The organism is Natronobacillus azotifigens (genome assembly GCF_026805325.1).
Taxonomy (GTDB): Bacteria; Bacillota; Bacilli; order Bacillales; family Amphibacillaceae; genus Natronobacillus; species Natronobacillus azotifigens.
Genome location: NZ_JAPRAT010000006.1, coordinates 58350 through 71763, shown reverse-complemented (window position 1 = coordinate 71763; position 13414 = coordinate 58350). Strand labels below are relative to the sequence as shown.

Sequence of the window (13414 nt, the reverse complement as noted above, 5' to 3'; positions counted from 1 at the left end):
TGTTTTCTTTTGTAAGCAAACGTGTGGAATAAGTTCGCAAAGAATATATGTATCTTTTTTCTATTCTGGTGAAATAATGAACCTAAATGGAGGATGATACACAGATGAAAGTTGCAGTTATTGGTTGTACACACGCAGGAACAGCCGCTATTAAAAACATAATGACTTTATATCCGGATGCAGAGATCGACGTTTTTGAACGGAATGACACCGTTTCTTTCTTGTCATGTGGAATTGCTCTTTATGTTGGGGGTGTTATTCCAGAACCGGAAGGCCTTTTTTATGCTTCTGTTGAAGAGTTTGAAAAAAAGGGGATAAATATGCACATGGAACACGAGGTGTTGCACTGTGACACTGCCCAAAAACAATTGGAGGCTCGCGACAGAAATACAGGAGAAGAAACGATTCATTCTTTTGATAAACTAATCGTAACAACTGGTTCATGGCCAATCACACCACCTATTCCAGGATCCGATCTAGATAATGTGGTATTGTGTAAAAACTATGAGCACGCAAAAGAAATTATTCGCCGTTCAGAAAACGTTGACAACGTAACCGTTGTAGGTGGAGGTTACATCGGGGTAGAACTTGTGGAAGCGTTTGAGGAGAATGGAAAGAACGTTACATTAATTGACGCAGAGTCACGCATATTGAACCGATACTTAGATAAAACCTTTACCGATCCGGTTGAAGCGTCTTTCCGTGAAAAAGGTGTCCACTTGCTCTTGAATCAAACCGTGTCTGGCTTCGAAGGGAACGGAAAAGTGGAAAAAGTACTTACGAATCAGGGAGAAGTCAAAGCTGATTTGGTTGTTATGTGCATTGGTTTCCGCCCAAACACTGAACTGGTTAAAGGACAGGTAGACACCTTACCTAACGGAGCAATTGTGGTTGATGAATATATGCAAACCAATGTAAAAGACATCTATGCTGCTGGTGATTGTTGTGCTGTACAATATAACCCAACAAAACAACCCGCATACATTCCATTGGCAACAAACGCAGTACGGATGGGTACGCTTGTGGCGCAAAACCTAGTCGAAACTAGATTATCCTATCCAGGAACACAAGGTACATCTGGATTAAAAATCTATGACCATTATATTGGCTCTACTGGATTAACCGAAACAGCTGCAGACGCAAGTGGCATTCAGGTTAGAACTGCATATATCGAGGATACGTACCGTCCTGATTTCATGCCAGAAAACAGTATTATTAAATTACAATTGGTTTATGAAGTTGGAACACATCGTGTTGTGGGTGCGCAGGTGATTGCTGATACTGATTTAACTCAAGTAGTAAATACAGTTAGTGTGGCGATTGCGAATGATATGACGATCGAACAATTAGCATTGACAGACTTCTTTTTCCAACCACACTTTAACAAACCAGTGAACTATCTAAATGAAGTTGCTTTATTAGCAATGACGCAAGAAGCACAACAATAATAATTTTTTCCTAACATTGAGATGTGACACAAACTACACGGTAAATGCTCGTTTAACCGCTTCTCAAATGTATAGAGTTTTGCATTATCTATACCACAAATTTCAACACTTGACTTAGCACGCAAAAACGCTTGGATAATTATTTATCCAAGCGTTTTTTATTGTTACTTAGGAAACAATAGAATCTTGATTTGTGGACATTTCATTTCTTGGAACAGATGTAGCCACGTCCAGCTCCGAGCGTACAAATCTAGGCAACTTCACGAAGCATTCTACAATAAGTCATCATCGATTCGCTCTAGTTGCTACGTTTTAAACCGGTGCTCTGGGCTTTTGTTCTATTATTAGTGCTTCAAATCAATAGAAACTTATTGATCTGTAGCATCCATTCATTATTAATTAGATACGGAATCGTTTAATTTTTTTAATAAATTAGCTAGCATTTCTTCAGTGAAGGATTCGTTGAAAGATACGAGCGTTCGGAGTGGCATATACTTCATCATTGCCGCCATCATCTCGGATTGTTCTCCTTCTCCCTCCCCCATCATCGGACTATCTTTGTTGATTTCAGCAAGCGCTTCTTGTAATACTGGCCCAGCATGAGGGTGTGCCATAATATCTCCCATCGTTGATGTTCTTGAGAAACTAACTGGAAGGGAAACCGTAGATTCTACCTTCACTTTTTCTGATAACAAAATATCATGAGATGATTTCCCTACTAAAATTTCAAACGCTCCCGTTTCCACATGCCAATCTTTTAATTGGACGTTATAATAAGCGAATGATCGCTTATCAAGGGTAAACGTAACGGTTGTTTCTTCCCCGGGTTCGAGTGCAACTTTTTCAAAACTTTTTAATTCTTTGGCCGGTCGAATAACGCTTGGATTCACATCACGTACATAAAGTTGAACCACTTCTTTACCAGCAACTTTTCCAGTATTTTTCACCGTTACATGAACATCCACTGTTTCTGCATCCGTTAATTCCTTTTTATCCACTGAAATAGCGGTATAGTCAAAAGTAGTGTAGCTTAACCCGTAACCGAACGGGAATAACGGTTCAATTTCCTTTGTGTCGTAATAACGATAGCCAACGAAAATTCCTTCTTTGTACTCTACTTTGTCGCCTTCTCCAGGAAAATTAAGGTGAGATGGATTATGACTAAGTTTCTGCGGGAATGTTTCCGCCAGTTTACCAGATGGGTTCACATTTCCGAACAGGACATCTGCTACGGCACCACCTAACGCTTGCCCTCCTAGATAGACTTCAAGCAAGCCTTCTACATTTTCTAACCAAGGCATCTCTATTGGCGCTCCATTACTTAGAACAACAATCACATTGGGCTGCACTTCCGAAACTGCTTCAATAAGTCGACGATGATTTGCAGGAATGTGTAAGTGTGTACGATCGTACCCTTCTGATTCATAACGGTCTGGAAGTCCCGCAAACACTACCGCCACATCAGACTGAATAGCAAGATCTTTTGCTTCTGAAATAAGCTGATCGTCGATGTCGTCTGAGTCTAATTTATACCCTTCTCCATAGTGGATATCCGCATTTCCAGCCAACTTCTCCATTTCTTCAAACACACTATCTAGTTTGGTAGGGTTAACGTGAGAGCTTCCTCCACCTTGATATCTCGAGTGTTTGGCAAAAGCACCAAGTACCGCAATCTCCCCTTCCTTTTTCAGTGGAAGAATATCGTCTTCATTCTTAAGAAGCACCATACTTTCACTAGCTACTTGTCTAGCTAGTGCGTGATGAGCTTCTTTATCATATGTTGCATTTTCTTTTTTCTCGTCTACTGATCTAAGTATAATCGTTAACAGTCTTTCTACTGCATCGTTAAGAACCTGTTCGGATAGACTACCGTTTTTCACCGCTTCAACAATTTTCTTGTCTCCTTCTCCATTACTCGAAGGCATTTCAAGCTCCATTCCTGCTTCTAATGCAAGAGCTCTTTCATTGACAGCACCCCAGTCAGAGACAACGAAGCCCTGATGACCCCACTGCGTTTTCAAGATATCTGTTAGTAACGTTTTATTTTCGGAAGCAAATTCTCCATTTACTTGATTATATGAACACATTACCGTCCACGGTTGTGCTTTTTTTACGGCTCCTTCAAAGCTAGCAAGATAAATTTCACGAAGCGTCCGCTCATCAATCACTGCATCGGTTGACATTCTGCGGTGCTCTTGATTATTTGCAGCAAAATGCTTTAAGGATGTACCAACACCTTGGCTTTGTACCCCGTCTATATGACTTGCTGATAGTTCAGATGAAAGATAAGGATCCTCAGAAAAATATTCGAAGTTACGTCCACATAATGGAGACCGTTTAATATTGGCACCTGGTCCAAGAAGTACCGCCACATCTTCTGCTTGGCACTCTTCCCCTAAAGCAATCCCTACTTTGTTAATAAGGGCTCTATCCCAAGATCCTGCTAAACCCGCTGCTGATGGAAAACAAGTGGCAGGTACACTGTCGAAAAGTCCAAGATGATCGCCACTGCTCTTTTGTTTTCGTAAACCATGTGGTCCATCCGTAACCATAATGGAAGGAATCCCTAATCTTTCTATTGGTTTTGTATGCCAAAAGTTTAATCCAGAGCATAGCCCCGCTTTTTCTTCTAAAGTTAATTCTTGGATAAGTAGTTTGATAATCTCTTTATGATTCATAAGAACCTCCTATTAGAGTTTTTTATCTTGATTTGAATTTTAACCGTTTTCATAGTAACATTTTAGTATTTAAAAAGCACACCGGAACCACTCCGAAAAAATTCAGATCCAAAAAAAGAGGAAATAAGAAGCTTACCCAATAAATTAAAACTTTACAACATCAGAGTCAGTTTGGTTGGAGACTGTTTGACTGTATTTAGCGTTAAAGCTTTACAAACTTACCTCCTAATGTACTCATCACTCATTTAACTATACGTGTGCTCTTTTTCTTAGCAGGGCAATTAATTGTTCTGAACTGATGAGCATCAGTACAATATAAACAACGATAAAAAATGGGAAAATCCCTATGGTTGTACTGGATGCAATGAAACCAAGAATAGGTGGCATTAAGGTGCCACCAGTATAAGCTAATGCCATTTGATAGCCCATAATAGTCTGGGAATGCGATTTACCAAACCGATATGGTGTTTCATGTACCATACATGGAAAGATCGGAGCTAGTCCAAATCCTATCACGATAAAACCTACCAGTGAAACGGTAGATGGTAATGGCAGTAACAGAAGTGAAGCACCAACTAGTGCTATTATTTGTCCTGTTCGAATGAGCATACGGTTACTCATTTTAAATGTAACAAAACCGGTTAAAAATCTACCAATGGTTAGTCCTCCCCAATAGAAGGAAACCCATTGTGCGGCTACTGCTGCTGGAATATCCTTAACATTTACAAGGAAGCTACTTCCCCAAAGTCCGACTGTTGCTTCCACCCCACAATAAAAAAGGAAGGTTAACAATGACAGCTTGACTCCTTTAATTTGTAAAGGCTTCACCTGCTTTGTGGCTTCATAGAGGTGTACCTCATCATCTTCTTCCACGACATTATTGTTTTTCGAGACTCTATTCCACAATGGTAGCGATAATAGGAGGACAACTGCCAATGTAAACTGAATCCCTGAAATTGTAAGATAACCACTTCTCCATGCATGTTGTGTTGAAATAAACTGGGCCATGATGATAGGACCTAAGGTAGCTCCTACTCCCCAAAAGCTATGTAACCAGCTCATATGGTGTGCCTTGTAATGATTAGCAACATAGTTGTTTAATGCTGTGTCGACAGATCCTGCGCCCAATCCAAGAAGTATCGTCCATACAACCAGCCAAAGTATGGATGGAGCAAAAGCAAAGCCTAGCAAAGCACCAGCAGTCATTAAGCAACTAATCAACGTAACCTTTCCAGTCCCAAATCTATGTATTACTTTTCCACTTACTAAACTTGAAACAATAGTACCTCCAGCTGTCACCATTGAAAGTATTCCAGCTGTCTCAAGCGGAACCTCGAAATCCTGTTGCATTACTGGCCAGGCAGCACCCAATAGTGGATCAGGTAATCCTAAGCTAATAAATGCTAAATAAATAATAATCAAAAGTAATAGCGTCATGTTTACACTTTTTCTCCTTTGTGTTTTAAATATGTTGTGTCCATAAACCGTGTGGTAACCAATCTAGGTTTAAGTGGGCGTTTCGATAAGGTTGCAGCTCATATTTGGTTCTACCTCGTCAAGATTAGCCATTTTGACGAGGTTCGAGTCTTTTTTCATCCTCAACCTAGGCAAGATCGACTTTCTTGACGAGGTTCGAGCCGTTTTTCATCCTAAACCTAGGCGTAAGTGGCTGTTTCGACGAGGTTGTAGCACTTTTTGGGCATCAACCTAAGCATAAGTCCACGTTTCACCGAGGTTATAGCTATTTTTCTTACTCAACCTAGGCAAGATCGGCTTTCTTGACGAGGTTAGAGCCATTTTTCACCCTCAACCTAGGCGTAAGTGGCTGTTTCGACGAGGTTGAAGCACTTTTTGGGCATCAACCTAAGCATAAGTCCACGTTTCACCGAGGTTACAGCTATTTTTCTTACTCAACTTAGGCAAAAGCATGCCTTATGACGAAGTTACAGTACTTTTTGCTCCTCCATCCTCACTAATGTGAAGAAGATAAAGTAAAATTTCAATCAGTAGGGTTTTTTAGGTATTCTCGCACGGATTGTTAGCCCTAAAGGCCCTTGAAAGCCTTCGGGGTGCTAGCGTCCGTTACTCCCATCTTAAACAACTTGATATTCTCGTTGTTTTGAAGTGGGAGTCTTACGGACGGTGCTCCGGGATAAATCATTTATTGCACTGTTTCGGTCTACAGGGCATTACTATTTACGACTTACTTATCGTTGGAAAAAGACAACTGCACAGGCAGTTGTCTTTTTCATTATCGCACATTCACACTATTTTTCGAAGCAGCAATTAATGTTTCGATTGTTTGTTTGTCACCAGCATGTAAGCTATCGACAATTTTACTTCCCACAACTACACCATCGCAATGTTTACTTAATGAACGGACATGCTCTGGGGTTGATACTCCAAATCCAGCTAGTACAGGGGCTTTACTCATTTCCTTTAATTGAGCTAAGTATGTTCCAACGTGATCAGAAAAATCAATCCTTGCGCCTGTTGTACCCGTCACGGTAACCGCATATAGAAAGCCTTCTGTTCGCTTGGCAATTTCCTCAAGCCGTGCTTGTGGACTTGTTAAAGCGGCTAATCGAATCAAAGCAATATCATGTGCACGTAAACTTTCCACTACTAAACTCTCTTCTTCTAGAGGAAGGTCAGGAATAATAAGACCATCGACACCAGACTCTTCACAGGCTTTTGCAAACTCCGCTACACCAAATGTATAAATCGGATTGATATAGGTCATTAACACAATAGGAATATCTCGATTTTCTTTTGATTCTGCTAATTTATCCAATACCTTTTGCAAGCTTACTCCTTCTTTTAAAGCACGAATGCCTGCCTCTTGAATCGTTGGTCCATCAGCTACTGGATCGGAAAAAGGAATTCCTAATTCAACTACTGTAGCACCTGCCTGTTCTAAGAAAGCTAACTGTTCATCCAACTTTGCTAACCCACCATCTCCTGCCATGATGTAAGGTACAAATGCTTTGTCTCCTTGAATTCGAACCTGATCAAACGCCTGATCAATTCTAGCTTTTGGCATGTACTTCACCCCCAAGTGCTTCTTTTACCGCTTCTACATCTTTATCTCCTCGACCAGATAGGCAAACAACAATCGTTTGATCAGGTCGCATTTCGTTCGCTAGTTTTTCTGTATAGGCAATGGCATGAGCACTTTCTAGCGCAGGAATTATACCTTCTGTTTTCGATAATAGTTGTAAACCAACTAATGCTTCTTGATCGGTAATGGATTCATATTGCACACGATTTATTTCCTTAAAATGACTATGCTCGGGACCGACACCCGGATAATCAAGTCCTGCCGAAATCGAATGTGCTTCCTCAATTTGACCATCATTGTCTTGCAGTAAATAGGTCATTGTTCCATGTAAGATACCAACTTTTCCATCGGTTAATGTAGCAGCATGCTTACCAGTCTCCACACCAGATCCACCTGCTTCGACACCATACAGTTTTACTTCTTGATCATCGACAAACGGATAGAACATTCCCATCGCATTACTACCACCACCAATGCAAGCTACTACTGCATCCGGTAATTTTTCTTCAACTGCTTGAAATTGTTGTTTTGTTTCGCTTCCAATTACACTTTGAAAATCTCGAACAATTTGCGGAAATGGATGTGGACCAACAACAGAACCAATAATATAATGCGTATCTTCCACATGACTAACCCAGTAACGAAGCGCTTCATTGACCGCGTCCTTTAATGTACCACTCCCTTGACTAACGCCAACAACCTTAGCTCCTAATAACTCCATTCGAAATACATTCAGTTTTTGACGGCGGATATCTTCTTCTCCCATAAAAATGACACACTCTAGACCAAGCAATGCACAAACCGTTGCGGTAGCTACACCATGTTGGCCAGCTCCAGTCTCAGCAACAACTTTTTTCTTTCCCATCCGTACCGTTAATAACGCCTGCCCGATCGCATTATTAATCTTATGGGCACCCGTATGGTTAAGATCTTCTCTTTTTAAGTAAATTTTGGGTCCCCCAAGATGTTTCGTAAATCGTTCTGCATAATATAATGGGGTTTCTCTCCCTACATATTGCTTAAAGTAATAGTTTACTTCCTCAACAAAAGCAGGATCTTGCATCGCTTCTTGATACGCCCTCTCTAATTCAAGGACTGCTGGCATCAGAGTTTCTGGCACAAAACGTCCGCCGAAAGAACCGTAATGTCCTGTTTCATTTGGTTGTTGATAGTTTGCCATAATCTTCACCTATCTTTCTTTCGCCTTTCTAATAAAAGCGTTGATTTTTTGATGATCTTTCTTTCCATCCGTTTCCACACCACTAGATACATCAACACCTACAGGATCAGCAATGTCTATCGCAGTAGTAACATTCTCTTGATTTAAGCCACCCGCAAGAATGATTTTATGTTGATTACTCGTTACGTGCTTTGCTAGTTTCCAATCAAAACTTTCTCCATTTCCACCCTGATACTGCCCAGCCGGGCTATCTAGTAAATAATAGGAACAAGAATAATTGTCAAGCTGAGCAAAATCCGCTGATGTTTTGATTTGAAAAGCTTTAATGACAGGAACCGATAGTTGTTCACAATAAGATGGCGATTCTTGGCCATGTAGCTGAGCATAATCTAGCCCAACCGCTTCGATTACTCGTTCAACCTCTTCTAGCGATTCATTCACAAAAACACCAACCTTCTTTAACTCAGGCGGTAAGAGCGTGCTAATCGCCCTTGCCTGCTCAGGTGCTACCTGGCGTTTACTTTTTGCAAAAACAAAACCAACCATATCGGCCCCCGCGTTAGCAACCGCTAAACCATCTTCTACTGTTGTAATGCCACATATTTTTACTAGCATTATCCAAACTCCTTTGTTATCTATTCACACGTAATGTTTGAAAGGTTGCCGTTAGATCTTTTGATCGCATCATTGTCTCACCTACTAAAATCCCACGCGCGCCAGCTTTTTGAACACGCATTACATCTGCTGTCGTTTTAATTCCACTTTCACTGATCAATAATGTTTTGGTTAGATCGATTTGTTTTGCTAACTCTTCGGTAATGGCTAGATCGACTTCAAACGTTTTTAAATTACGATTATTCACTCCGATGATTTGCACACCAATTTCCTGTGCGATCGATAATTCCGCTGCATTATGAACTTCAAACAAAACTTCTAGTCCAGATTGAATGGCATAATCATATAATTCTTCTAACCTTGTTTTTGGCAAAGCTGCAGCAATCAATAAAATGACATTCGCTCCGTAATCTTTCGCACGATCGATTTGGATCTCATCAATAATAAAATCTTTATTTAAGATAGGAAGATCAACGACGGAGCGAACCATCGCTAAATCTTCCATCGTTCCTTGGAAAAAAGGTTGGTCGGTCAGCACTGAGATCATACTCGCCCCAGCTGCTTGATAATCACTAGCTTGCTTGGCAGGGTTAACATTCGGGTTAATTATCCCTTTTGAAGGAGATGCCCGTTTGATCTCAGCGATAATTTTCATCTGATCTGATTCCATGAATGTTCGATAAAAAGAGCTAACGGTTTGATTGTTTGCTAGATTTTCCGATTGATAGTTTTGTTTTAATTGCTTTACCTCTTTTTCTTTTTCCACTAAAATATCTGCTAATATCGTCATGTTTACACCTCTTGTATGCCAGCAGCACTATATTTAATTAAGTACTCTAGTTTAGCTAATGCTGCGCCCGTATCAATGCTTTCTTTTGCTAATTCAACACCCTCTTGAATCGTTTCTGCTTTTCCATTGGCAAAAATACCGAGTCCTGCGTTTAAAACAACCGTATCTCGATGTGGACCTTTTTCACCCTCTAAGACAGATCGTAATATTGCCGCGTTTTCTTTGGCGTTTCCACCTCTAATGGCATCATTACTTGCTGGCATTAAACCAACTTCTTCTGGACGAACGGTAAATTGAAGCAATTCACCACGATCTAATAAAACACAGTGATTTTCTCCGGCTAATGAAGCTTCATCCATATAACCTGCTCCATTGAGCACTAGTGCTCGTTTTCGTCCCAATTGATGTAAAACATTCGCCATCTGTTCTAATAAGTCGCGACGATATATACCTAAAAGTTGTGTGGTTAACTCAATGGGATTGGTTAATGGGCCAATCAAATTGAAAACAGTTGGTATTTTTAACGTTTTACGCACTTCCATCATTTGCTTCATCGCTGGGTGAATATGTTGAGCAAACAAAAACGCAATGCCATTTTCCTTTAATACTTCGGTCACTTGTTCTTGCGTTAACGTCAAGGAAACTCCGAGTTCTTCCAACACATCCGCACTGCCTGTTTTACTCGAGATACTCCGATTTCCGTGTTTTGCTACTTTAATTCCTGCTCCCGCCAATACAAATGCTGCGGTAGTACTTATATTAAAACTTTGTGATCCATCTCCACCCGTCCCACAGTTATCCATTGCACCAGGAATAATCGTCGGTGTAATCAATGATTTTTCACGAATGACACGAACGAGGCCGGTTATTTCGTCCGCTGTTTCCCCTTTTGTTTTTAATGCCGTCAAAAAGGCGCCTATTTCAATCGGTGAAGTCTCTGCCTTAAAAATTTGCCTAGAAGCATCCTCCATCTCACTGACAGTTAACGAATGATTTTTTGTTAATTGATCAAGATATGCTTTCATCGAATTCCTCCTTTCTTATTGTGCGAAAGAAGTTCGCTAATAACTGCTTACCATCTGTTGTTCCGATCGACTCTGGGTGAAACTGCATCCCATATACCGGAAGCATCTGATGTTTTACTGCCATGATAGCATGATCATCCTTTGCAGTAGCTGTAACAAGTAAACATGCTGGAACAGTTTCTGGAAGGATCACTAAGGAATGATAACGCATCACTTCTAAGGGATCATCTGTATTTAGGAATACATCATCGTGATGGTGCGTAATTTGTGATGTTTTTCCATGCTTGATTTGTTTTGCGTGACTAACTGTTGCACCATAAGCAACACCGATTGCTTGATGTCCTAGGCAGATCCCAAGGATAGGAATTTTTTGATCAAAACGTTTAACCACATCGATACAAATTCCCGCTTCTTCTGGTGTACCTGGGCCTGGCGAGAGGATAATCGCCTCTGGGTTTCGTTGTTCAATTTCTGCTAAAGTAATTTTATCGTTTCTTACTACCTCAACTTCTTCTCCGAGCTCTGCTACGTACTGATACAAGTTATACGTAAAAGAATCATAATTATCAATTAGTAAAATCATCGGTTGCTACCTCCAATAACGATTTTGCTTTATTTAATGTTTCTTCGTATTCACTAACTGGATTGGAATCATAGACGATACCTGCTCCCGCTTGAACATATGCTGTTTTTCCTTTCACGACCATTGTCCGGATGGCCAAAGCTAGATCCAGGTCGCCATTCATATTAATGTAACCAACAGATCCTGCATAAACTCCACGTTTTTTCGTCTCTAACTGATTAATAATTTGCATTGCCCGAATCTTTGGCGCACCGGAAACTGTTCCTGCCGGTAAAGTGGCAATCAGAGCATCGATGCCAGTATATTTTTTCGTTAATTGTCCTTTCACCTCAGAAACAATGTGCATCACATGTTGATAACGTTCAATGATCATATATTTAGGAATCGTAATGGTGCCTGTTTCACAAACACGCCCTAAATCATTGCGACTCAAGTCGACTAACATTTTGTGCTCTGCTCGTTCTTTTTCATCCGCTAGCAATTCTTCTGCTAACTCTAAATCTTCTTGTTCTGTTTTGCCACGAGGTCTTGTTCCTGCAATTGGATTGGTGATAACCTCCCCTTTGTATGTTTTAATTAAGCTTTCTGGTGAAGCCCCTAATACAATATAAGAATCAAAATCAATATAAAACATATACGGTGATGGATTTGCTAATCTGAGCCGACGGTAAAACGCAAACGGATCAACCGTAAAGTCAGCTTTCATTCGTTGGGATAAAACGACCTGAAAGATATCACCATCAATAATGTGTTGTTTTGCAATATCAACCATCTCAACGAACTTTTTCTGGTCAATCGATGGTTCGAATTGGAGTTGGGAAGTCCCTTCTTCTTGTTCCAATACATCTGTTGCTATTTGTTGTTCAATCTGATGAATGTGATTGATTAAATCCTCCCTAGTACGGTTGCCCGATAAATTGGTTGTAATAATTGTAACCGATTGTTTCTTATGATCAAACACAATAACATTTTGATAGAACATCACATGCAACTCTGGCATCTCTATCTCATCTTCTAAAATTGCTCCAATGTCCTCATATTGTCGGATTGAATCGTAACCGATATAGCCTATCGCCCCACCGTAAAAAGCATACGGAATTTCTAATTGAAGATGTGGAATATGTTGTTTCACAACCTCTAAAGGCTTCTCTCTGACTTTCGCTTGCTTTCCTGCTTCATGATCGATAATCGTCGCTTCATTTTCCGCCCCAATGATCTCTTTAAAAGGATCACAACCAATAAAAGAGTATCGTCCTTTTTCTCCATGTCCTGTTGAGCTTTCCAAAATGAACTTTTTCCTTCCTTGAATCCGATTAAATACAGATATTGGGGTTAAGGTATCTCCATTCAACCTTTTTTTTTGATAAAGAATGGAATCTTTGTTTTCCAGCATTCTCGATCACTCCTTCTCTCATTTGTTTTCCCAAAAAATAAAAAACCCTATGTAAACAAACAACGATGTTTACATAGGGGACGGTTTTTCTTACCGCGGTACCACCACTAATTCAGAATTACTTCTGCGCTTTGATCCCGTAACGGGGATTAACCGTCTTTCCCTATTTGAATACCGTTCGGGAAAGCTCTCTTAAGTCCATTCCACGTTATTGTCATACCGGTTTCCCAGCAAGCCCGGCTCTCTTTTATGAACAATCTAACGTGTACTAATCTTATGTCCTCAATTTATCTTGGTTTCATTGTTCGTGATCTTCTGTATTATTTACATTCGATACGTTCGGAAAGAATAATAGTGCTGAGCACTGATAAAAAACGTAGCAGCTGAACGTGATTATATCTGTTCCGAAAAAATAAAAAAGGGTCCCTGATCCAAAAGGACGAGGAAACCCGTTATACCACCTTAGTAAAAAGTTCGTAGACTATCCAAATGAATAGCTGTCCATGATAACGACGGACAAATTCGTCAAAGCCTACTATCCTTTTGGAGTTCGGTTTGAAAGCTCAGAAGTCCATTCCCTTAGTTCTTTACACTAGTTCGCACCAACCACTAGCTCTCTTTTGTAAAAGAATTAAGCTACT

The 13414-nt window shown here is 40.2% G+C and carries 10 protein-coding genes and 2 other annotated features (1 of these 12 running past the window's edge); of the genes, 1 reads left to right on the top strand and 9 read right to left on the bottom strand.

The genetic code is table 11. The features are described 5' to 3' along the window. Positions 1 to 104: 104 nt before the first annotated feature. Positions 105 to 1448 (top strand): FAD-dependent oxidoreductase, encoded by a 1344-nt coding sequence (locus tag OWO01_RS04665; protein WP_268779270.1) that lies wholly within the window; start codon positions 105 to 107, stop codon positions 1446 to 1448. A 395-nt stretch (positions 1449 to 1843) separates the two neighbouring features. Here OWO01_RS04665 and OWO01_RS04660 read toward each other — a convergent pair whose 3' ends face one another. From OWO01_RS04660 to trpE, 9 genes are all read right to left on the bottom strand, one after another. Next, complete coding sequence (locus OWO01_RS04660) at positions 1844 to 4126, bottom strand: beta-glucosidase family protein (protein ID WP_268779269.1); 2283 nt, start codon at positions 4124 to 4126, stop codon at positions 1844 to 1846. Between the two features lie 249 nt (positions 4127 to 4375). Continuing rightward, complete coding sequence (locus OWO01_RS04655; protein ID WP_268779268.1) at positions 4376 to 5563, bottom strand: MFS transporter; 1188 nt, start codon at positions 5561 to 5563, stop codon at positions 4376 to 4378. An 814-nt stretch (positions 5564 to 6377) separates the two neighbouring features. Further along, positions 6378 to 7169, bottom strand: a complete 792-nt coding sequence (gene trpA, locus OWO01_RS04650) for a tryptophan synthase subunit alpha (protein WP_268779267.1) — start codon at positions 7167 to 7169, stop codon at positions 6378 to 6380. Beyond that, positions 7156 to 8367 carry a tryptophan synthase subunit beta gene (trpB, locus tag OWO01_RS04645; RefSeq protein WP_268779266.1) on the bottom strand — a complete coding sequence of 404 codons (1212 nt, stop codon included), beginning with the start codon at positions 8365 to 8367 and terminating at the stop codon, positions 7156 to 7158. The genes trpA and trpB overlap by 14 nt, the downstream gene beginning before the upstream one ends. A gap of 9 nt (positions 8368 to 8376) precedes the next feature. Beyond that, complete coding sequence (locus OWO01_RS04640) at positions 8377 to 8982, bottom strand: phosphoribosylanthranilate isomerase (protein WP_268779265.1); 606 nt, start codon at positions 8980 to 8982, stop codon at positions 8377 to 8379. A gap of 16 nt (positions 8983 to 8998) precedes the next feature. Next, complete coding sequence (gene trpC / locus OWO01_RS04635; RefSeq protein WP_268779264.1) at positions 8999 to 9772, bottom strand: indole-3-glycerol phosphate synthase TrpC; 774 nt, start codon at positions 9770 to 9772, stop codon at positions 8999 to 9001. A 2-nt stretch (positions 9773 to 9774) separates the two neighbouring features. Next, positions 9775 to 10797 (bottom strand): anthranilate phosphoribosyltransferase, encoded by a 1023-nt coding sequence (gene trpD, locus OWO01_RS04630; RefSeq protein ID WP_268779263.1) that lies wholly within the window; start codon positions 10795 to 10797, stop codon positions 9775 to 9777. Next, positions 10781 to 11380 carry an anthranilate synthase component II gene (locus OWO01_RS04625; protein WP_268779262.1) on the bottom strand — a complete coding sequence of 200 codons (600 nt, stop codon included), beginning with the start codon at positions 11378 to 11380 and terminating at the stop codon, positions 10781 to 10783. The genes trpD and OWO01_RS04625 overlap by 17 nt, the downstream gene beginning before the upstream one ends. Beyond that, positions 11364 to 12773, bottom strand: a complete 1410-nt coding sequence (gene trpE, locus OWO01_RS04620) for an anthranilate synthase component I (RefSeq protein WP_268779261.1) — start codon at positions 12771 to 12773, stop codon at positions 11364 to 11366. Before trpE ends, OWO01_RS04625 begins: the two co-directional genes overlap by 17 nt. 73 nt (positions 12774 to 12846) lie before the next feature. Continuing rightward, positions 12847 to 13065 (bottom strand) — a binding site (T-box leader). 140 nt (positions 13066 to 13205) lie between these two features. Further along, positions 13206 to 13414 (bottom strand) — a binding site (T-box leader) (it continues 21 nt past the right edge of the window).

Coding starts and splice junctions, on each gene's coding strand:
- OWO01_RS04665 (WP_268779270.1), top strand. CDS start 105: ATGAAAGTTGCAGTTATTGGTTGTACACACGCAGGAACAGCCGCTATT.
- OWO01_RS04660 (WP_268779269.1), bottom strand. CDS start 4,126: ATGAATCATAAAGAGATTATCAAACTACTTATCCAAGAATTAACTTTA.
- OWO01_RS04655 (WP_268779268.1), bottom strand. CDS start 5,563: ATGACGCTATTACTTTTGATTATTATTTATTTAGCATTTATTAGCTTA.
- trpA (WP_268779267.1), bottom strand. CDS start 7,169: ATGCCAAAAGCTAGAATTGATCAGGCGTTTGATCAGGTTCGAATTCAA.
- trpB (WP_268779266.1), bottom strand. CDS start 8,367: ATGGCAAACTATCAACAACCAAATGAAACAGGACATTACGGTTCTTTC.
- OWO01_RS04640 (WP_268779265.1), bottom strand. CDS start 8,982: ATGCTAGTAAAAATATGTGGCATTACAACAGTAGAAGATGGTTTAGCG.
- trpC (WP_268779264.1), bottom strand. CDS start 9,772: ATGACGATATTAGCAGATATTTTAGTGGAAAAAGAAAAAGAGGTAAAG.
- trpD (WP_268779263.1), bottom strand. CDS start 10,797: ATGAAAGCATATCTTGATCAATTAACAAAAAATCATTCGTTAACTGTC.
- OWO01_RS04625 (WP_268779262.1), bottom strand. CDS start 11,380: ATGATTTTACTAATTGATAATTATGATTCTTTTACGTATAACTTGTAT.
- trpE (WP_268779261.1), bottom strand. CDS start 12,773: ATGCTGGAAAACAAAGATTCCATTCTTTATCAAAAAAAAAGGTTGAAT.